Source organism: Maritimibacter alkaliphilus HTCC2654, assembly GCF_000152805.1.
GTDB classification, from domain to species: Bacteria; Pseudomonadota; Alphaproteobacteria; order Rhodobacterales; family Rhodobacteraceae; genus Maritimibacter; species Maritimibacter alkaliphilus.
The window spans coordinates 1,184,439-1,206,352 of the sequence record NZ_CH902578.1 but is presented as its reverse complement, the minus strand read 5'-3'; the positions used below and the strand labels follow the sequence as shown (position 1 = coordinate 1,206,352).

At 65.9% G+C, this 21,914-nt stretch carries 14 protein-coding genes; 13 read left to right on the top strand and 1 reads right to left on the bottom strand.

Features of this window, described 5'->3' with window-relative positions:
* Positions 1–254 precede the first annotated feature (254 nt).
* The 4 genes from RB2654_RS07000 to RB2654_RS06985 all read left to right on the top strand — a co-directional run bounded on the left by RB2654_RS07000 (position 255) and on the right by RB2654_RS06985 (position 8,030).
* Positions 255–1,838, top strand: a complete 1,584-nt coding sequence (locus RB2654_RS07000; protein ID WP_008329979.1) for a GMC oxidoreductase — start codon at positions 255–257, stop codon at positions 1,836–1,838.
* The gene (locus tag RB2654_RS06995; RefSeq protein WP_008329978.1) at positions 1,835–2,857 is read left to right on the top strand and encodes a Gfo/Idh/MocA family oxidoreductase; all 1,023 of its coding nucleotides are present in this window, start codon (positions 1,835–1,837) and stop codon (positions 2,855–2,857) included. The genes RB2654_RS07000 and RB2654_RS06995 overlap by 4 nt, the downstream gene beginning before the upstream one ends.
* 291 nt (positions 2,858–3,148) lie before the next feature.
* Positions 3,149–4,063 carry a peptidoglycan-binding domain-containing protein gene (locus tag RB2654_RS06990; protein ID WP_148912479.1) on the top strand — a complete coding sequence of 305 codons (915 nt, stop codon included), beginning with the start codon at positions 3,149–3,151 and terminating at the stop codon, positions 4,061–4,063.
* A complete protein-coding gene (locus tag RB2654_RS06985) occupies positions 4,053–8,030 on the top strand; it encodes a hypothetical protein (RefSeq protein ID WP_040884524.1) in 3,978 nt (1,325 codons plus the stop codon). Before RB2654_RS06990 ends, RB2654_RS06985 begins: the two co-directional genes overlap by 11 nt.
* Before the next feature lie 14 nt (positions 8,031–8,044).
* Here the strand turns inward: RB2654_RS06985 and RB2654_RS06980 are convergent, their stop codons facing one another.
* The gene (locus RB2654_RS06980) at positions 8,045–8,542 is read right to left on the bottom strand and encodes a MarR family winged helix-turn-helix transcriptional regulator (protein ID WP_161600680.1); all 498 of its coding nucleotides are present in this window, start codon (positions 8,540–8,542) and stop codon (positions 8,045–8,047) included.
* A gap of 107 nt (positions 8,543–8,649) precedes the next feature.
* Between RB2654_RS06980 and RB2654_RS06975 the strand changes: the two genes are divergently transcribed.
* The 9 genes from RB2654_RS06975 to RB2654_RS22315 all read left to right on the top strand — a co-directional run bounded on the left by RB2654_RS06975 (position 8,650) and on the right by RB2654_RS22315 (position 21,880).
* Positions 8,650–9,591 (top strand): hypothetical protein, encoded by a 942-nt coding sequence (locus RB2654_RS06975; RefSeq protein WP_040884522.1) that lies wholly within the window; start codon positions 8,650–8,652, stop codon positions 9,589–9,591.
* Complete coding sequence (locus RB2654_RS06970; protein ID WP_008329964.1) at positions 9,591–10,856, top strand: 2-hydroxyacyl-CoA dehydratase family protein; 1,266 nt, start codon at positions 9,591–9,593, stop codon at positions 10,854–10,856. The genes RB2654_RS06975 and RB2654_RS06970 overlap by 1 nt, the downstream gene beginning before the upstream one ends.
* Positions 10,857–10,912: 56 nt before the next feature.
* Positions 10,913–12,046, top strand: a complete 1,134-nt coding sequence (locus tag RB2654_RS06965; protein WP_008329962.1) for a CaiB/BaiF CoA transferase family protein — start codon at positions 10,913–10,915, stop codon at positions 12,044–12,046.
* Between the two features lie 35 nt (positions 12,047–12,081).
* Positions 12,082–13,095: a TRAP transporter substrate-binding protein DctP gene (dctP, locus tag RB2654_RS06960; RefSeq protein ID WP_008329960.1), complete on the top strand. Its 1,014-nt coding sequence runs from the start codon at positions 12,082–12,084 to the stop codon at positions 13,093–13,095.
* Positions 13,096–13,156: 61 nt separating this feature from the next.
* Positions 13,157–13,672: a TRAP transporter small permease gene (locus tag RB2654_RS06955; RefSeq protein ID WP_008329958.1), complete on the top strand. Its 516-nt coding sequence runs from the start codon at positions 13,157–13,159 to the stop codon at positions 13,670–13,672.
* A 3-nt stretch (positions 13,673–13,675) separates the two neighbouring features.
* Positions 13,676–14,953 (top strand): TRAP transporter large permease, encoded by a 1,278-nt coding sequence (locus RB2654_RS06950; RefSeq protein WP_008329957.1) that lies wholly within the window; start codon positions 13,676–13,678, stop codon positions 14,951–14,953.
* Complete coding sequence (locus RB2654_RS06945; protein ID WP_008329956.1) at positions 14,926–16,131, top strand: cytochrome P450; 1,206 nt, start codon at positions 14,926–14,928, stop codon at positions 16,129–16,131. The genes RB2654_RS06950 and RB2654_RS06945 overlap by 28 nt, the downstream gene beginning before the upstream one ends.
* Positions 16,128–17,303, top strand: a complete 1,176-nt coding sequence (locus tag RB2654_RS06940; RefSeq protein WP_008329955.1) for a cytochrome P450 — start codon at positions 16,128–16,130, stop codon at positions 17,301–17,303. Before RB2654_RS06945 ends, RB2654_RS06940 begins: the two co-directional genes overlap by 4 nt.
* 317 nt (positions 17,304–17,620) lie before the next feature.
* Entirely contained in the window at positions 17,621–21,880 is a 4,260-nt protein-coding gene (locus tag RB2654_RS22315) for a beta strand repeat-containing protein (RefSeq protein WP_008329954.1), read from the top strand.
* The last annotated feature ends 34 nt before the right edge of the window (positions 21,881–21,914 follow it).

Here is a 21,914-nt window from a genome sequence, read left to right as displayed (position 1 = left end):
CCCGATAACCGGGTTCGATCAAGCAAGCGGTCGCCGGAACGCCTGACGGTTTGCCGGGGGTAAAAGATCAGTCAGCGCGCCCCGTGTTCCGGACTTGCGCGCTCTGCGTGGATGCAAGCGTCGCCTGTCCGGTGGGCGATTGCCTGCGCGGGCATCACTTGCGCACCTGCCACGCCGGCGACCGCACGCGTCCCGGCGAGCGCGACGTTTTCCCCGTTGACCGAAACCGGAACATACCTAAAACCGATCCTGCAATGATATTTCAAGCCAGCACCGCCGACGTTCCGGCCAGCATCGAAGTTGACCTTTGTATCGTCGGAGCGGGCGCGGCGGGCCTGACCCTAGCGGACGAGCTTGCCGGGACGGGCCTGAAGATCGCCATTCTCGAAACGGGGGATATAGGCCGCGACAAGGACGCGCAGGTCTTTTCGGATACGGAAAGCGTCGAGAAAGCCGTGCCGCGCAACGCGCGGATACGGCAGTTCGGCGGATCGACGACTGCCTGGTCCGGCAAGTGGCTTCCGTTGATGCCCGAAGACCTGAAAGGTGCCGCGTGGATCGAGCGGAGCGGCTGGCCAATCACGCCGGAGGAGTTGGCCCCCTATTACGAGCGCGCCTCGCGCCGTCACAAGGGTCCGGCGCCCGAGGACTTCGCGCAATGGACCGCCCCGACTGACGGCGAAGCGGACGCGCGGCGGCTGAAGCCCGCTTCGGTCTATTGGCTTGGGAAGAACCAGCTCGATTTCGGCCAGACCGTCGGCAAGGTCGCCGCGAACAGCGAAACGATCGCGGTCTATCTGAACTGCACGGCGACGGAAATCGTTCTGACCGACGATCATTCGGGTGTCGCCGCGCTCAAGGCCCAGACCCTGCACGGCAAGACCGCGTTTCAGGTGATTGCGCGCGATTATGTTCTGGCATCGGGCGGTATCGAAAACGCAAGGCTTCTGCTGGCGTCCAAAAGCCAGATCGAAGGCGGGGTCGGGAATGCCCACGACAACGTGGGACGCTTCTACATGGACCACCCCAGCGGGAATGTCGCGAAAGTCGTTCTGGCCCCTGGCAAGACCTTTCCCGACGATCTCGGCATGGCGATCCCGTCGAATGGCCGCGACCGGATGGACATCGGCTCCTACATGGCGCGGCGCATTCGCGAGAAGGGGCGGCTCGTGAATGCCTATTTCGTCTGGCGACCGGCGCTCGACGTGGTGCCGACCGACGATATCCGAAAGCTGTTCTCCACGCTCGTGCTGATCCGCCATCGCCCGACGCAGATGAAACTCTATCGCGAGCTTTTGCGCGATGTCTTCAAGGTGCCAAAGGGCCTTGCGGTGCGGTATCTCTGGTTCCTCCTGACGAAGAAAGCGGGGCTCAGGGGGCCGGACCGGACCTTTCAGATCAATTATCACATCGAAATGGCACCGGACCCCGAAAACCGGGTCACGCTGTCGGACACCCCCGATCCGCTCGGGCATCCCCTTGCGAAAGTCCGGTGGAAGGCGTCTGAGGTCGAATTGCACTCGGTCCTCGAACTGCACGACGAGCTTCAGGCCCTGCTTGCGGAGACCGGCGCGGGTACGCTCATCTGGACGGCGGGGCAAAGGCCCGAGGCCGCGGACCTGCCCTATTCGAGTGCATCGCATCACATGGGCACGACGCGGATGGGCGCGCGGCCCGAAACCTCGGTTGTCGATCCGGATTGCCGCGTGCATGGTATTTCGAACCTGCATATCGCCGGGTCTTCGGTGTTTCCGACCGGCGGCTTCGGCAACCCGACATTCACAATCGTGGCCCTGTCCATTCGTTTGGCGGACCGCCTCAAGGAAAAGCTGTTATGACACCGAAAATCGCTATCGTGGGCGCAGGCACGCGCGTCAGGTCGACGGTTCTTCCCGCCATTCTCGCGCTGGGCGACATGGTCGAGTTGGCCGGCATCCATTCCCGCAAGCCGCGGGCCGTGCCCCTGCCGGACGGCAGCGAGGTGCAGACGATCACGTCGCTGGAGGCGAAACACTTCGACGGCGTCGATATCGTCATCGTCGCCGTCAAACCGGCAGCGATCCGAAATGTGCTGGACGCCTTGAACGCGGTGCCGGGGAAAAAGACCATGTCCGTCGTCATGGACACGCCGCCCCTGCGGTTGTCCGATCTCGTCAAGTCGCGCATGTTCCGGGGCTTCAAATCGGTCATTGTCGGGGAAGACTGGATCAAGCTGTCGCCGATCCTCGCCATCCGCGATCTTGTCGCCAGCGGCGCGATCGGTGACCCGAAACGGATCACGCTCGATAGGATGAGTTATCGGTACCACGGGCTTGCGACGTTGCGGGCGCTTGCGGGGTCGCGCTGGTTTCGCTCCATGAAAGCGACCACGAAGAACGGCAAGGCCGCCTATGACATCGTGACCGGCAACGGCGTGCGCTGCGTCACGATCATGCCGCGCGACTACGGCAACGGGGTCATCTCGGTCAGCGGCACGACGGGATGGGTTTCCAACGATCCCGGCTTCGACGGCGAAGGCACCGGCCATGTCCTTGGCTTTCCGCAAGACCCGTCGGGCTGGTATCAGCCGACGACGCTCGACGGAACGCCCCTGCCGTCCGATCCGGTCGAGGACCATATGGCATCCCTGCCGCTGGCCTATCTCGAGGATCCGTCCATGATAAACCGGCTCAAGATCCGGGGGTATGCGCGGCTGATCGAAGACCTGATCGCCGGCAAGGTGGAGTACGACATCACCGATGGCCTTTACGATTTCGTCGTCACGACGGTCGTCGAGCGCCTGAAACGGTTCCGCGATTTCGGTGCGGGCGGCGGTCAGACCAGCCTTCTGCGTGCGGTGCTCGCCCGGCGTGGATAGGGGCCTTTGGTCGCGACCGGAACGCGCCTGCGCCTATTCAACTGATGCCCTGCCTATGGTTTCAACGACCGGGCCAGCCCCCGTGCCCGGATAATCCTACGTCGGATTTCGTCATTTAACGATCCCGTGCTAACCTGAACCTGCCGTGCGTTTTCACGGTTCGGGTCGGGACTCGAGGGGGATTATTGTATGACGTCCGTTCTTCGGCATTTGCCATTCGTCGTCGCGGCGTGGGCCCTTACGCTTTCGACACCGCTTGTTGCACAGAACAAACCCAGCGATTTCCCCGGGTTGAGCGACGCGCGGGCCGCGATCAAACAGTATCTGCCGACCCGGCAGATGTTCTGGATCCTGTTCGACGCGGGGCAGGGCAATACGCCCTATGTGGCCTATTGCAAGGACTACGTGGGTGCGAAATCCGAGATGCAGGGGCGTGTCGTCGCGGCGCGCAACAACTCGCGCGCGCTGTCGTTCTTCACGTCGATCACCTCCCGGCAAGCGCAACTCCTGCCGCCCGACATGCTCGACATGGCGCTCGAGAACGACATCATCGACTGCGTGGGGTTCGGTGGCGATCCGGCCCCCGGCGCGGCGACCGGTCAGGCGAGCGCGGCGATCTACGACGAAGGCGAAATCCGCCGCGTCGCGCAGTCGCTCGGCGCGCCGTTGGACGACGACACCTTCTATCAGCGCCCCGGCGTGATGGACTGGTATCTCTACCGGGTGTCGAACGGCGATGTGCTTCAGACCCAGCAGTTGCTCCGCTCTTTCCGGATCGAGGGCCAGCGCCGAAACCAGCCCGTCTTCGATCATTTCGCTGGGTTCCTTGCCGTGCGCGCCTATGAGCGCGTGGCCGATCCCACGATCCTCGCGCAGGCGGGCGAGGGGCGTGCCGCACGGGGGGAGTGCCGCGATATGGTCGAGTTCTGCAAGGGCATCCAGATGGAGCTCAGGCGCATGGGCCTTTACACCGGGGCCATCGACGGGATCATCGGCAGCGGCACGCAGGCCGCGATCCGCCGCATCGCCGCGACGCGCCCTGCCGCGAACCCGGCGGATCTGATCGATATGAACGACATGATCGGACCGCCCGGCGGCACGCCGCCCGCAGCCACGCCGACACCCGCACCGACCCCTGCGCCTGCCGCGACCGTCAACACCAAAGCCGACGACCTGCTGGGGGCAGGTAGCCTCGATGATTTCTAGGTCGGTCATCCGGGCGGCGTTTGCCTGCGTCATCTTCGCGGTGTCCCTGTGCGCAAGCCTGCCCGCGACCGCGCAGACCCGTTTCGCGAGCGTGCTGGAGGGCGTGGGCCGACCGAACGCGGTCAAGATCAGCTACCCCGTCGATCCCTGCGGCGACTTGTATGCCGCGCTGTCGTCGCGACTGGCCGAGACCGAGCTTCGGTTCGACGGCGGCGTTCTGGATACCGAGCCGTTCTTCCTGCATTTCTGCAACGAGAAGAAGGACGAATGGGTCGGCCAGATCACCGACGCCGTCACTGGCCCCATCACCGACGTCCAGACCCAGATCAACGCGTCCGTCGACCGTCAGGTGGCCGAACTGACCGGCGGGTTCTGGAAATTCGTCGCGGAACAGCTCTACGCGATCCTCCCGCCCGAGGCGCAGGCGAAATACGCGCCGGGGTCGCCCGAGATGGACGCGATGGCGGTCGAGTGGCTGAACGACGCCCCGGCGGAAGCGCAGGCCTATGCGCTGGCCTATTTCACGACCGGAGAAGACCGGGCATGGCTGTTGTCGGCATGGAAAACCTATGTCGACCTGACGAACGGCCAGTCCGCCGAAATCATCGCGGGGCTACGCGGTCTGGCGGATACCGCGCAGACCCGCGTGAACCAACTGCTGCGCGCCGGGCAGGAACTGGACGCCTCGCCCCCAGACACGCCCACCGCCGACGCCTTGCAAAAGGTCGGGCTGTCCGGCGAATGGATGGACCGGTTCAAGGCGAACGAAGGGCAATTGCGCGCGATCAACGAGACCTATCAGCTCGGTCAAGCGGCGGCGGTCATCTATTCCGCCGTGGGCACGAACGAGCCGGTCAGTCAGGTTCAGGGCTTTCTCGGCCTCATGCGGATCGGGGGCGAAGTGGCCGGCACCGTCGGCGGGCCGCTGACGCAGTTCATGGGCGACATCGTCATCGCCTATGTGGATGCGGCCGAGCAATTGCTGGCCGCCACACTGGCGCTCGAACAGAAGATCAACCAGCGCAACGGCTTCTGCCTTGGGGTCGGCGTGCCGTCGCGCGACCCAAAGGCGCAGTATTTCAACGACAAGGGCCTGCTCGCCTGCCCGATGAAATACGGCACATGGCCGTTCAAGCACATCTACGTCACGCAGGGCGCGCAGGACGCCACCTACTATTTCTACAACGGCACGACGTTCCTCGAAGGCACGAACGGCACGGGGCGCGCGGGCGTTCTCGCGGCGATGGACCTGATCGACGCCGGTGCCGAGCTTGGCTATCCCATCGTGCGCGACCCGGACGGTCACGTGAACCTGATCGGGTCGGTCTACAACACCTCGCCGCCCGGTGGCCCGCTGGCCCTGATGGAGGAGGCGCGCGATATCGTCGACGAGATCGAGGGTGGTATGGCTGCGCTGCGCACCCTCGTCGCACCCGGCGAACGCTGTTCGCTCGACCAGATCGTCGGTGCCGCCGCCGCGGCGGTGGGTGAGACGCCCGAGGCGCTGGTCCGCCCCCTCGCGGTCGGAGGCGACAGTCTGGCCAAGGTCATCGCCGCCTCCTCCGTCGCATTCGAGGGCGGCTTCGGCCCCGGTGTGCAACGCGGCGGCGACGCGATGGAGACGTATCTGGACCTCGCCGACAAGATCGGCGGTCTGTCGGTCGTGATCCTCGAGGGCCGGGTGCGTGACGAAAACGGGCGGCCGGTGCCCGGCGCGATCCTCGACGTGTCGGTCGCGAATGGCGAAGAAGTGCGCGGATGCGAGGCGTGGCAGGCGAATGCCGCGGGCCGCTTCACCATCACCGCCTTGTCCGCCGGGTCTTTCCCGGTCGTGTCGGCTTCTGCCGAAACGTCGGCAGGGCGCGGTCCGACCGAACGGTTCCGGCGCGGCTATGTCCGGCGCAACGCGCTTTTCTACGAGCGTCGGGACGGCGGCACGACCGCACGCACGGACATCGTGCTGACGGTGCCGGTGCCGCAAGCCGAGACCCCCGAGACGGGCGCCACGCCGCCCGAACCCGCACCACCCCCCGTGACCACCGGAGAGCCGGAGCAACCCGAACCGGATACCCCGGACCCCGAGGTTCTGGCCGCCTGCCTCGCCCTCGAACGCGGCATCCTTGAAACCGAGGCGCAACTTCTGTCCGGCAACACGCCCGCCTTCAACCGTGTCGCCCAACGCCTCGATCCCCATGCCGGGGCGACGGGGCAGGGTGCGCTGTGTGACCCGCCGCTTGCCGACCGTCTCGCCGATCTGCGCAATCGCGTCGCGCAGGCGGAACGTGTGGCCGACGCGGCGCGGGCGGCCTTGGCCTCCTGCGATCAGGCGGCCCTGTCGCGTGCGGCGGCCGAAATCGCGGGGCTTTCCGGGGTGCGGCTGACGGCCCTGTCCGATCAGGTCCGGCAAGCGTCATCGCTCATCGCGACCTTCGAAACGGCACGGGCCGACTACCGCGCCAACCGGCTGGCGCCCGCACGGGCCGGGCTGACCCGTGTCCTCGACCAGTCGCGCGGCGCCACGCCGCCCCTGTGCCCGGCCTATGCGGATCGCGCCGAACAGGGATTGGAGCAGATCGCCACGCTGGAGGCGTTCTCGGCGCAGGTCACAGATGCGATCACCGTCTGCGACATCGCGCTCATGGATCGGCTGGCGGAGGCGAGCGCGGGGCGGGACCATCCGCTGTTTCAGGTCGAAATCGACAGGATCGCCGCAGGCAAGACGCGCTGCGCGGAAGCGCGTGCACGGGAAGAGGCGGATCGGGTCGCGGCGCAGGAGGCAGCCTGTAACGGCTTCCTCGCCCGCTTGAACAGCGCCCGGGCCGACTACCGCGACAACAAACTGGTCCCCGCCCAAACCGCGCTGGCCGAGCTCAAGACCGATCTATTGGTCCGGGGGCGGCATTGCGACGGGCTTCTCGACCGGGTCTATCTGGGCCTGTCCAACATCGCGAAACTGAGGGGTCTGGAACGCGACCTGACATCGGCGGTCGCCGGGTGCGACATGGCACGGCTGGATGAGATCGAGGCGACAGCACGGTTCGAAGGCCACCTCTGGTTCAAGACCGCGCTGGGCCGGATCGCAGCGGCGAAGCAAGACTGTGCGACCCCTACGGCACCGCCCACCGTGTCGGACCCATGTGCCGAGTTGTCGCGAATGGAGGGCTACGTGACCACGGCTGTGGATCGGTCGAACTGGTCCGAAGCGCGCAGCCTTTTGGACGAGGCATTGGTGCTGGCCAACATGGACGAGGCGCTGACCTACTGCCCCGAACAGCGCGGCCGCGTGCAGGGAGCGGTCGCGGCCGTCGCGACCATCGAAAGCGCGTTGGCTGAGGTCGACCGCGCGGTCGGCACCTGTTCCGGCGATCTTGCGGCGCTTGTCGCGCGGCTCGACGGGATCGCGTTCAACGTCGCCGCCCTCGACCGGGCACGCACGCGGGTGGCAGAGGCGCAGCGCGACTGCGCGCAGGCCGAGGAACAGTCGGTCACCCGAACCCCGCCGCCCACGACCAGCCGCCCGACGTCGGGCGACAGCGACGACCTCGACGGGCGCTGGCGCGGCTCCGGCCAGATCCTCATCACCGGGGACGGAAAGACCTTTCCGTGGCCGGTCAACGTCGATGTCACGGTGCAGAACGGCGTGGCGACGGGCAACCTGTTGTTCGAGAGCGACCAAATGCCGATCACGGGCCGCGTGTCGCGCGACGTGCTGAAGCTTCAGGGCACCATCACGAAAGACGGCGTCACGGTGTCGGTGGATTACGATGCACGGGCGCGCGGTGGCACGCTCGAGGCGCAGGGGTCGGTCCGGATGCCGGACATGGTCTGCGCCATGTCGGGGATCGGCGCGGCCATCGGCGGTGCGATCGCGGGGGCCACGTCGCTCGGGATGATCGAAGAGGACGAGCCGGAAGAACCCGATTGTCCGACCGCGACCTATACCTCGGACTGGACCGCGCGGCGCTGACGGCCCCTTGGGGCTCAGTCGTCCTGCGACGACGGGCTGATCGACACGCGGTCGGCCAGCCGGTTGTGCAGCTTTTCGAGCACCCGAAAGAACGCTTCCAGATCGTCCTCGGCGATGCCCTCGACGATTTCGTCGTTGAGCGGCATCGACAATTCGCGGATCGAGGCGATCATGGCATGACCCTTGGAGGTCAGTGTGATCGCGTTCATGCGCCGGTCGCCGGGCACGCGTTCCCGTTCGAGACAGCCCTGTTTTTCGAGCGACTTGACCAACTTGGCGACCGCCGATTTCTTCATGGCGAGGTTCTCGGCCAGATCGTTCTGCGAAATGCCGGGGTTCACCCAGATCAGGCTGAGGATGCCGATGGAACCGGATTCGAGCTGGAGCGGCCCCCGGATCGACGCGCCGAACGACCGCAGCATGGAATGCAGGTTGCGCGTCATGAACGGCAGGTCCCGTGCCAGCGGCCCCAGAATGACCCGGGATCTGGCTGATTTCTGGTTATCGCTCACTTCGCGTCCTCCACGTTCCAGCAACGTCTCCAATCTGCCGGGCGATTGCAAGCGATTGACGCAGCAAGACAGTTCATTTAGTGAACGATATTGTGAGGGAGGACACCGTGCGAACAGGCGTTTTCGGCTTCGGCGCGCCATATGGCGTATTCGCGTCCATCGGTCTGGTGCCGGTCGATGTCACCCTTCATCCCACGCAGCGCCCCACAGCCGCCGACCGTTACATCGAACCGTTCATGGACCCGTTCGCGGCCTCGGTCCTGCGTGGCATGGTGGCCGGGGAATTCGACGATCTCGACGCGATCATCTTCCTACGCGACAGCCCCGGCGCGATGATCGCCTGCCAATATGCGTTCGAGCTTGCCCGACGGGGGGTGACGCCCGCCGATGCCCCGGCCCCCATCATGCTCAACATCCTGCCTGCGGATCATGCGGCGGCGGATCGCTTCAACCGGGCCGAGCTCGACCGGCTGACCGAGACGCTGGGCCGCCTCGGATGGGTCGCGGAGCGGGGGGCCGAGGGTCACGCGGGCGCGTTCGATTTCCTCGTGCAGGCCCAGTCCGCGGGGGAGGTCTCCGGCGAAAACGCGTTCGACACAAGGGCCGGGGTCGCGGCGGGTAGGACGGTGATGGCAGCGCCCTACGCGGGCCAAGGGCCGAGGTTCGCCCTGTTGGGCGCCCCCCTCGGCAATGGCGTTCTGCATGCGGCGCTCGACACGTTGGGCACGCTCGCCATTGACCAACAGGCCCTCGATCAGGCTCACGCAGCGCGGGGCACGGGCCTGCCCGACGCGCTTCGGGCACAGGCCGCGAACCCGTTCGCGGCGCGGCAGCCGAAGCCGCTCTACCTTCCCGCTGTCGCCGACATCCTGAGCGAGCATCGGATCGACCGCGTGGTCTGGCAGGTCGACGCGCATGACGATCTGTGGGGGTGGCTGATGCCGCAGGTGCGTGCGCTCTGCGCCGATCTGGGCGTCGGCTTCACCGATCTGGGGTTTCTGCCGCGCTGGCCGGAGCCCCATGACATCGTGATCGGAGAGGGCGTCTGATGGCCTATGAACCGCTCGCCATTTCCGCCGAGGCGATGGGATACCAGCGCGATTGGACCCGGTCCCTGCGGTCGCGGATCGAAAACGGGGCCAAGTTCGCATTCGTGAACGCCGACACGCCGCATGAGATTTTTCACGCGATGGACATGCCGATGGTCGTGAACCAATGGTGGTCGTCCGTGATCGCGGCCAAGCAACTGTCCACCTACACGCTGGATCGCGGCGCGGCGATGGGGTTTCACGACAGCCTTGCGAAATACTCGGCCATGGGCGTGATTTCCGCGCTGGACGGCGACCCGGACAAGCAGCCGTGGGGCGGACTGCCCGATCCTGCGATCCTGTGTGCCCGGCAGTCCTCGGACGACCAGCAGCGATTGTTCCAGATGTATGCGGACAAGGCCGGGACGCGTCTGGCGCTTCTGCATTCACCCGCAGCGGCGGAGAACCTGAACGACTGGTGGGTGCGGGCCCGCGACGATTGGGAGGCGCTTTACGGCACCGCGCGGCTTGACCTGATGCAGGCGCAGATCACCGACCTGATCGCAGATGTCGAAGAGATAACCGGGCGCAGGTTCGACCATGAAGGCTTCGGGGCCTACATGGAGCAGATCGAGAAGCAGGAGCTGATCTTCGAAGAGGCGAGCCGGATGATCGCGGCGGCCGAGCGGATGCCGGTCAGGATCGGCGAGCAGATCCCGAACGTGATGATCCCGCAGTGGCACCGCGGCTCGGACTGGGCCGTGGGCCATGCCGAACGCTTCCGCGATGCGGTGGGCGAGCGGATCGCGGCGGGGCGCGCGGTGGTCGACGACGAACGCGTCCGCATGATGTGGATCGGCGCGGGGCTGTGGTTCGACACCAAGTTCTACACCGCCTTCGAAGAAGAGTTCGGCGCGGTCTTCGCGTGGTCGATGTATCTGCCTTTCGCCGCTGACGGGTATGTGCGGCGGTCCAAGGGCGACTATCTGCGCGCACTCGCCGCGCGGGTGGTGACGATGAACGAGCAGTTGCATCAGGCACCCTGGGCAAATGCGTGGCTGGTGAAACAGGCGCGCGACTACCGGATCGACCTTGCCGTGGTTCTGGTGCCCGAAGCCGACCGTCCGTCGGGTTATGCCACCAACTTCATCACCGAGGACTTGCGGGAAGCCGGGGTCGAGGTCGTCGAAATCCACGCCGACATGGTGGATGCGCGCAAATGGAACGGCGCGCGCGCCAAGGCGGATGTGATCGACGGCATCCGCCGTGTGCGGGGTGCGACATAATGGCATTGACAGGCCGATAATAGTTCACAAAGATACATAATTAGGGAGGACGCGTTTTGACACGTGCGCTTGAGGGCTACACCGTCGTCGATTTCAGCCACGTCGTGGCCGGTCCCCTTGCGACTCATTTCCTCGCCCTGAACGGTGCCCGCGTCATCAAGATCGAAACGCCCACCGGCGACCTCCTGCGTAATTACTCCCCCAATCGGGAAGAGTGGGGCATGGCGCCCGCGTTTCGCGGCATCAACATCGGCAAGGAAAGCGTGTCACTCGACCTGAAGTCCGCCGAAGGGCTGGCGGCCGCGCAGCGGCTGGTCGCCGAGGCCGACATCGTGGTCGAGAATTTCCGGCCCGGCGTGATGGAGCGGCTCGGGCTGGGATACGAGGCGGCCAGGGCGTTGAACCCCGGCGTGATCTATTGCTCGGTCTCGGGCTTCGGCCAGACGGGCGAGATGCGCGACGTGGCCGCGATCGACCAGATCGTTCAAAGCCTGTCGGGGCTCATGAAGCTGTCGGGGAACGAGGGCGATCCCGCGATGCGGATCGGTTTTCCCATCGTCGACACATATTCCGGCCTGCTCGCGGCCTTCGCGATCCAGACCGCGATCATCCAGAAGGAGCGCGGGCTGGTCGAAAGTCAGAACGTGGATGTGGCGATGCTGGACGCGACGCTGGTCATGCTGTCCTCGGTGGTCAATCCGCTTCTCATGGTCGGGCAGCAGCACGTGCGCACCGGCAACCGGGGGTTCAGCCGGTCGCCGACCGCCGACACCTTCGCCTGCATGACGGGTGAGATCACGGTGGGCGCGGTCGAGGATCACCACATCGCCAAGATGCTGGACGTTCTGGGCGTGGCGCACCTGCTGGACGATCCGCGCTTCGCGACCCGGATCGACCGGCTGCGGAACGCGGACGCGATGCGCGTTCACCTCGCCGCCGCGTTCGAGACCCGCGACGCGGCCGAATGGGAGGACGCGTTTCGTGCGGCGGGTCTGTCGGCGGCGCGGGTGATGGATATCGCGGAAACTGTGGCGATGCCGCATCTGGCGGAGCGTGACCTGTTCCTCGACATCGCGGGCGACCGGGTGCTGAACGCGGGCTTCCGGCTTGCGACCGGCGGGCCGGGAACCGAGCAGGGGGCACCCGAACTGGGCGCTCAGAACGAGATAACAGCAGAGACGGCGGTCTGAACCGCTCACATTCAACGACCTTCAGGGAGGAGAACATGAAGGACTTCATCAAGACCACGGTGCTTGGCGCCCTGCTTGCGACCGCAGGCAGCGCGGCATTTGCCGAAACCGAGCTTCGGCTGTCGGTGGAAACCCCGCCGGGCCACGTCCGCAACCTTGCAGCGGAACGCTGGGCCGAGGCGATTTCCGAAGCCTCGGGCGGCGAAATGACCGTCGAGGTGTTCCCGGCGGCGCAGCTTTACAAATCGGCGGACGCGATCCGGGCGCTCGCCTCGGGCGCGCTGGATATGTCGATCCAGGCCAACGTGACGATGAGCCAGTTCGAGCCCAACCTGTCGTTCTCGATCCTGCCTCTCTTCTTCGGACGCACGGCGGAGGAGGCCAACGCGATCCTGAACGGACCGATTGCCGACGAAATGGGCGAGATGCTGTCGAAGAAGGGCATCAACGTGCCGGGGGCGGCCTTCCTGTTCGCACCTCAGCACACGGCGTTCACCACCGAAACCGCCGTGGACAGCTATGACGATCTGGCGGGCCTGAAACTCGCCACCCCGCCGTCGCCGGTCGTGGTTGCGGTGCTCAAGGAAATGGGCGGCTCGCCGCAGGCCGCGCGCCGCTCCGAGATCCCGCTGCTTCTGAGCCAGGGCCAGATCGACGGCATGGGCGGCGTGACGGAGCTGACCATCATCGGCGGCAAGCTGTGGGAATCCGGCATCAAGAACGTCTTCGCGGACAATGCGGGCTGGGGCTTTTACATGCCGGTCGTGTCGCAAGCGACGATGGACAAGCTGTCCGAAGACCAGCAGGCCATCATCCGCGACACCTGGGCCGAAGTGGGTCAGTGGGCAGCGGCCCATGCAGCCGAAGAAATGGCGTCGGCGCGCGAGACGCTGGCGGCGAACGGCGTGACCGTGGTCGATGCGGACCCCGAGATGGTGGCCGAAAAGCGGACCGCGCTGATCGAGCTTCAGGACAAGATCGTGGCCGACGGCGGCATGGATGCCGACTTCATCGGGCGCGTGACCGAGGCGCTCGACGGCTCGATGTGACAAGGCTTTCGCGCCGCTTCCGACATGGGGGCGGCGCGACCGTAATTCCGACAGGTATCGAATGATCCCCCGAATTCTCAACCTGTGGTCTCGGGTCGAGACCGTTCTGATCGGCGCTCTGCTCATCATCGCGCTCGCGGTGTTCCTTGGCGGCGGTCTCCTACGGATCGTCGCTCCCGCCTATGCGGTGGACTGGGCCACCGAGGTGTCGATCTACTTCATCATCTGGGCCACCGTGCTGGCAGGCGCCGCCATCGTGCAGGAGGATCGTCACCTGCACACCGAGGTGTTCATCGCCGCCCTCAGCCCACGACTGCGGTGGGTGCTTGGCTGGGCGATGTCGATTCTGTCGATCGTCTTCATTGCGATCATGCTGATCTACGGCTGGCAGGCTTACGAATTCGCCAACCTTCTCGACGAACGCTCCGGCTCGTCCCTACGCGCGCCGCAGGGGTTCGCGGTGTTCCTGCCGTTGCCTTTGGGCATGGCGCTGATCCTCATACGCTGCGCGCTCATGCTGATGAACGGCCAGCGCCCGTTCGGCCATCTGTCGAACGCACCGGGCCGGGGGGAATAACCGATGGACGCCTTTATCGGCCTCGGGGGCATGCTCCTCCTTATGGCGCTCGGCGCGCCGATTTTCGTGGCGCTCGGCGCGACCGCGATGATCATGATCGCGATCGAAGGGCGGCCCCTGATGGATGCCGCCGCCCATACGGTCTCCGGCCTCAACTCGCCCACCTTCGTGGCCGTGCCGTTCTTCGTGCTCGCGGCCACCTTCATGCAGAAGGGTGGGATCGCGCGGATCATCATCGACGCGGCGGAAACATGGGTCGGCCATTTCAAGGGCGGGCTGGGGCTGGTCGCGGTGATCGCGACCACGCTGTTCGCCGCCATTTCCGGCTCCTCCGTCGTAACCGCGATGGCGATGGGCACCTTCCTGATCCCGGCCATGGTCGCGCGCAACTACGACCGACCGTTCGCGCTGGGCCTCGTCGGCGCGTCGGGCACGATGGGGATTCTGATCCCGCCGTCGCTGTCGATGATCCTTTATGGCCTGATCGCCGAGGAAAGCGTGCCGCGCCTGTTCATCGCGGGCGTTGTGCCCGGCCTGATTCAGGCGATGCTGCTTGCCGCTTGGGTCATGTTCTATTCCCGGCGCAAAGGCTATGCCTCCGGCGTGCGTGCGACGCGGGAGGAGTTCATCCGCAAGAACCTGAAGGCGATCCCCGCCGTCGCGATCCCGCTTTTCGTCTTCGTGGGCATCTACTCCGGCTACACCACCGTGACCGAAAGCGCGGGCGTGGCGGCCGTGGCCAGTATGCTGGTCGCCGTCTTCGTCTACCGCGAAGTGTCGCTCAAGGACGTGTTCGCGATGACCGCCGAGGGGATGAAAGCCGCCTCGACCGTGTCGTTCATCGTCATGTTCGCATTGCTCTTCGCCCACTGGATCACCGGCTCGGGCGTGCCGACGAAACTGGTCGAATTCGCCATCGGGCAGGACCTGAAGCCGTGGCAATTCCTGCTCGCGCTCAACATCGTGATGCTCGTGCTCGGCATGTTCCTCGACGCCATCGCGGTCATGCTGATCGTGACGCCGATCATCCTGCCGGTTCTTGGCCCGCTCGGCATCGACCCGGTGCACTTCGGCATCGTGCTGATCGTCAACATGGAGATCGCGTTCCTCACCCCGCCGATCGGCCTGAACCTCTTCGTTCTGTCGTCGATCTCGAAGGCGCCGATGTCGGAGGCCATACGCGGCATGATCCCGTTCGTCCTGATCATGGCGTGCTTCCTCATCCTTATCACCTATGTTCCGGAGATCACCCTATGGCTGCCGAACAGATTGATGAACTGAGGTCCGTCTGGGACCCGCACGACCCGGAGACCATCGAGACCTACCCGGCGGTCTGGCGCGCGCTGCGCGAAAGCCACCCGGTCGCGTGGAGCGACAACTGGGGCGGGTTCTTCACCGTGATGCGCTACGACGACATTCTGACGGTCGAGAAAGACCCCGAGACGTTCACGGCGACCAAGCTGTCCATCGTGCCGGCGTCGCCGAAGCTCGGCCTGCCGCGCCTGCCGCTGCAAAAAGACCCGCCCGAAAGCGAGCGGTATCGCAAGGCGATGAACCCGACTTTCAAGGCCAACAAGATCAAGACCTTCGAGCCGCAGTTGCGCGACCTCGTCGAGCGTCTGGTCGCGGACGCGAAGGAGTCCGACGCGGGGCAGGTCAACTTCCCCGAACAGATCGGGGAACCGATGAGCCAAGGCTCGCTTGGCCTGATCGTCGGCTTCGACACCGAGGAGTCGCTTGAAATTGGGCGGCTGTCGGCGACCTATGTTCACGCGATCCAGAACCGCGACATGGGCACCGCCGCCCGCATGTCAAAGGGCGTCGATGCCTTCGCCATCAAACTGGCCCAGAGCCGGATGGAGGAGCCGCGCGACCCGGAGGAGGACATGGTCTCTTCGATCATGGCCTATCCCGGCAAGGGCGAACCGTTTTCCGAGACCGAGCTTGCGGGCATGGTGCGGTTGCTTTTGGTCGGCGGGCACATCGCGTCGCGCTGCCTGATGAATTCGCTGGCGTGGCACCTGGCCACCAACCCTGAGCACGCACAGCTTCTGCGCGACGAGCCTGAGGTGAAGGCGACCTTCCGCGATGAAATCCTGCGGTTCTATCCGGCGAACCAGAGCCTTGCCCGCGTGGCGACCAAGGACACGGTGCTGAACGGCACGTTCATTCCCAAGGGCACGCCCGTCGCGATGAACTATGCTTCGGCCAACCGCGACCCGCGCGCCTTCGACGACCCCGAAACCTTCGACCCGCGCCGCAGCCCGAACCGGCACATCACCTTCGGCTACGGCACGCATATGTGCATGGGGCAGGCGATGGCGAAATTGCAGGTGGACGCGATGACCGACGTCCTGATCGCGCAGCCCGGATTGAAGGTCGTGGGAACGCCGACATGGGGCCGCTGGACCGAATTCGGCATCAACACCCTGACGCTCGACATGCGAGGTGACGCATGACCCACAAGGTGGATTTCAAGGTTCCCGAAACCGAGGATTTCGACAGCCCGCACGCGCTCTTCGCCGAGTTGCGCAGCCATTGCCCGGTCGCCTGGTCCGACGACATGGGCGGGTTCTGGGCGGTGACCAAGCACGCCGACGCGAAAGCGGTTCTGGAGAACTGGCAGATGTTCACAACGACGGTGCAAAACGTGGTGCCGCGCGTGGCGACGACCCAGCGCCGCCCGCCGCTTCACCTCGATCCGCCCGCGAACACCCCTTACCGCAACGCGATCCAGCGGTTTCTGACACCGGCCCGCCTGTCCGAATGGGAGCCGCGGCTCGAAACCATGGTCGCGCGCTTCCTCGACCCGTGGATCGCGGCGGGCGGGGGCGATATCTGCAAGGACTTCTCGTTCCTTCTGCCCATCGCGCTGCTTGCCGAGTTTTTCAACCTGTCGCCGGACAAGGCCGAACTGATCCGCGAGGTCGGGGCCGAATTCAACATGGCGCTGCAACGGCAGGACTTCGACCTGCTGCGCCAGAAGTCGGACGAGCTTTACGACATCGCCGCCGATCTGATCGCGGACCGCCACGCCAACCCGCGCGACCCCGACGAAGACCCGACCGCGAGCCTGCTTGCGGTGCGCGTCGACGGCGAACCGCTGGCCGACGACTTGATCCTCGGCGCGCTCCGGCAATTCCTGTTGGTCGGGATCATCGCGCCCACGACCTTCATCGGCTCCATGGCGGTGCATCTGGCACGTCATCCCGAACACCACGCCGAGCTTACCGAAAATCCCGATCTGGTGCCGGAGGCGCTGGAGGAACTTCTGCGCCTTTACACGCCTTATCGCGGCTTCGCCCGCACGGCGCGGGAGGATACCGAGATCTCGGGCTGCCCCATCGCCAAGGGTGACCCGGTGGCAATCGTGTTCACCTCGGCCAACCGGGACGAGGAGGTGTTCCCCGAGGCCGATACCTACCGGCTCGACCGCGAAGCGCGCGACCTTCTGACCTTCGGTCGCGGTCCGCACATGTGCCCCGGCGCCCCGCTGGCCCGCGTGCTTTTGCGCGAAACGCTGCGGCAGTTGACGCAGAAGACCCTGCGCCTCGAACAGCGCGGCGGGATCGAAATGACCAATTGGCCGGAATACGGCCCCCTCAGCGTGTCGTTCAATGTGATTGTGTAGGTGGGAAAAGCGATCCGTTCGTGTCAGGCGCTTGGCGCGCGCGGTGCCACCCGAAACACGCAAGTCGAGACCGCGCTTACCGCTGGCTGGCTCAACGGTAAGGCTTCGCCGAACGCGCTCAATTCCGCCAAAAAACGCCGGACGGTGTGTCGAGGAAGTGGGCAATCCCGCTGTTCATTATCCAAAAGGTTAATCTCAAAGTTATTGCGGGATCAGATACGAGCCTTACACTCTCCGTATTGGGTGAGTGCTGAGTAGGCGCCATTTTCGGGCGTTTTGACACTTATTTTATCAATGAATTTGCGGGAGGGCGCCTCATGGCCGCGCGTATTGTCGATCTTTCCTTTCTGACCCCGTCCTTGGGATTCACCGTTCAGGGTGACGTGGCGGGCGACTTCGCCGGTTTCAGCGTATCCACCGCCGGGGACGTCAACGGCGACGGTCTGACGGACTTCGTCATCGGGGCGTCCGGTCAAGACGCGGGCGGCTTCGGCGCTGGCGGCGCCTATGTGCTCTTCGGTCGCAACGACGGGTTCTCGGACATCGACCTTAGCAGCCTGACGGCCAGCGATGGCTTCTTCATTCAGGGTCATTCCGTCGGGGACACCGCCGGATTCGCGGTCTCCGGCGCGGGCGACGTGAACGGCGACGGGTTCGACGACGTGATCGTCGGGGCCTATGGCAACGACGCGGGTGGGACGTCCGCCGGGGCGGCCTATGTGATCTTCGGCAAGGGCACCGCGTTTTCGACGGTGGACCTGAGCACGCTCCCCCTGACCGACGGGTTCACGATCATCGGTGACGACGCCGACGACTTCGCCGGTCGCGCCGTCTCCTCCGCCGGCGATGTGAACGGCGATGGAATCGACGATTTCATCGTCGGTGCCGCCTACGGCGATGATGGCGGCGCCTTCGCGGGCGAGGCCTATGTGATCTTCGGCAAAACGACGGGCTTTTCGAACATCGACCTGTCGTCCTTCACGGTATCCGACGGCTTCATCGTTCAGGGCGACGAAGCGGGCGATCACGCCGGGATTTCGGTCTCTTCCGCCGGTGATATCAACGGCGATGGCTACGGCGACATCGTGGTCGGCGCCGTGAATGGCGACGACGGTGGCACGCAAGCGGGCGAGGCCTACGTCATCTTCGGACGCAACGGGGGCTTCACGAATATCGACCTGACCGGGCTTGCCCTGTCGGACGGCTTCATCATTCAGGGCGACGTAGACGGAGATTTCGCCGGTCGATCTGTCTCGGGTGCGGGCGACGTGAACGGTGACGGCTACGACGACATCATCGTGGGGGCCTATGGCGGCGACGACACCGCATCCTCGGCAGGCGAGGCCTATGTCCTCTTCGGCAAGGCCTCGGGCTTCACGAACATCGACCTGACCGGCCTCGCGGCGAGCGACGGGTTCATCCTGCGCGGCGGCGCGGCGGGCGACTTCGCCGGCTACTCGGTCGCCAACGCGGGCGACGTCAACGCAGACGGCTACGACGATATGCTCATCGGGGCTTACGGGCAGAATGACGGCGGCAACAATGCGGGCGCGGCCTATGTCGTGTTCGGCAAGGCTTCCGGCTTCGGGACGGTCGACCTTGCCGCGCTCGGCACGGGTGAAGGGATCGTCATTATCGGCGACGAGGCCGACGACCTGGCCGGGCAGGCGGTCGCGGGGGCGGGCGACGTGAACGGCGACGGCATCGACGACGTCCTCATCGGGGCGTCCGGCGGCGACAACGGCGGAGCGGGCGCGGGCGAGGCCTATGTCGTCTACGGCGGCTCGGCGACCGGGTTCGGCGCGCGCGTCGAACTCGCCTCGCTCGGCGGAGACTACGGGTTTTCCGTTCGGGGCGTTTTCCCCGAGATGCAGGTGGGCTGGGCCGTGTCCGGGGCAGGCGACATGAACGGCGACGGGATCGACGATTTCGTGGTCGGTTCGCCGCATCCCGGTCTCGGCAACGGCGCCGCCGATGTCGTCTACGGTCGGGTCGGCGGATACACCGACTCCGACATCATCCCCTTGGCTGCCTCGAACGGTTTCCGGGCGATCGGCGAAGCGGTCGACGATTGGGCCGGTTACACCGTGTCCGCCGCCGGTGATGTGAACGCGGATGGGTATGACGACCTGATCGTCGGCTCACCCCATTACGGCGGCAGCGACGAAGGTCGCGCCTATATCATCTATGGCGGCGTCGGCCTTGCGCCCTGGGGTGGGGTCACACGCAACGTGATCCTGAACGGGAACGGCAACGCAAATGCCGGTTTCTCCGTAGCGGGTGCCGGAGACTTCAACGGAGACGGCATTTCCGACGTGATCGTCGGTGCTCCGGCGAACGATGACGCGGGCAACGATGCGGGCGAAGCCTATGTGCTTTTCGGCAGTGTCGGCGGCATCGCCAATCTCACCCTGTCGGATACCGGCGCACTTACCCCCGACAAAGGGTTTGCCATCCGGGGCGATGCGGCCGGCGACCTTGCCGGGTTCGACGTGGCGCGCGCGGGCGACGTGAACGGCGACGGGTTCGACGACGTCCTTGTCGGCGCGTTCTACGGTAGCGACGGGGGCGCGCTCGCCGGCGAGACCTACCTTATCTTCGGCAGATCCAGCGGGATCGCAGACATCGACCTGACCGGACTGTCGGCGTCGGTCGGGATCGTCATTCAGGGTGACGCCGCTGGCGACCGGCTGGGCACCAGCGTCGCGTGGGCGGGTGACGTCAACGGCGATGGCTTCGACGACATCATCGTCGGCGCCTATGCCGGGGATGACGGCGGCGTCGATGCGGGCGAAGCCTATGTCCTGCTGGGCAAGGCGTCCGGCTGGAGCAATATCGACCTGTCCAGCCTCTCGTCCTCCGACGGCTTCAAGATCGTCGGGGGCTTGGCTGGCGATGGCGCAGGGGTCAGCGTCTCGCGCGCGGGGGACATCAACGGCGACGGCTTCGACGATATGGTCGTCGGCGCGCGCGGCGTGGATATCAACGGCTCGGAATCCGGCGCAAGCTACGTCATCTTCGGAAAGGCGTCCGGCTTTTCGGACATCGACCTGGGCGATCTCGCCCCGTCCGAGGGGTTCATGATCGTCGGTGAATCCGACAGTGACTGGAACGGTCATGCGGTGTCTGCCGCTGGCGACGTGAACCACGACGGGATCGACGACCTGATCGTCGGGTCGCCCATGAACGATGAATACACGACGAATTCGGGCAAGGCCTATGTCATCTACGGACGGCGGGCGTCGTCCGAGGTTACGCTGACCGGCACCGACATCGGCCAGCGGATCCTCGGGGGGCATCTGGACGACATCCTGAACGGCCTCGGCGGCGAGGACGATCTTCAGGGGGGCGATGGGGACGACACGCTCGATGGTGGGGATGACGACGACCGGGTGCTGGGGGGCACGGGTTCGGACACGCTTAGGGGCGGGGCCGGGCGCGACTGGGTTCGGGGTGGCGATGACGGCGACATGATCGAGGGCGGGGATGACCGCGACTGGCTGTTCGGTGACGACGGCGACGACGACCTCGACGGGGGCGAGGGCGCGGACCGGCTCGAGGGCGGGGCTGGCTCGGATGACCTCGACGGCGGCCTCGGGGGTGCGGATCTGGCGGTCTACAAGAAGTCCGCCACCGGCGTGACCGTCGATCTCGGCGCAGGCACCGGCACGGGCGGCGATGCGCAGGGCGACACACTCACCGGCATCGAACGGGTGATGGGGTCTGACCACGGCGACACGCTCACCGGCGACGCGAACGCCAACCTGCTCATCGGGCGCGGCGGCGACGACGTGCTGACGGGCCTTGGCGGGCGCGACAAGCTGCGCGGCGACGCGGGTCAAGACGAGATCTACGGCGGCGACGAGCGCGACGTGCTGGAGGGCGGCGCCGACGACGACATCCTCGACGGCGGCGACGGCGACGACCGGCTCACGGGCGGCGCGGGGGGCGACGACATCGATGGCGGCGCGGGCGAGGACACGGCGCTCTACACCGGGTCGGGGTCGGGGGTGACGATCAGCCTCGCGGCGGGCTCGGCCTCGGGCGGCGACGCGACGGGCGACACGCTGACGGGCATCGAGCACCTGACGGGCTCGGACCACGCCGACACGCTGCGCGGCGACAACGGGGCCAACACCCTGAACGGGCGCGGCGGCGCGGACATCCTGTTCGGCTTCGAGGGCAACGACCGGCTGATCGGCGGCGACGGCGACGACACGCTCCTGAACGGGGCCGAGGGGCGCGACGTCCTGATCGGCGGCGGCGGGCGCGATTTCATGATCGGCGGGGCGGACGCGGACCGGTTCGTCTTCCGCGAGGGCGACACCGGGACCGGCGCGGCCGCCGACCGGATCGACGATTTCGAGGCCGGGGTGGACCGCATCATCCTGCGCTCCATCGACGCCGACACGACCGCGGGCGGCGATCAGGCGTTCACCTTCGGCGGCACGCTGACGCTGAGCCAGTCGGGCGGCGACACCATCGTCGCGCTCGACACCGACGGCGACACGGTGGCGGATGCGGAAATCCACCTCACCGGGCTACTCACGCTAACGGCAGGGGATTTCGTGCTGTAGGGGGCGGGCAGAGCGGAAAAGCTCGGCCTCCGGT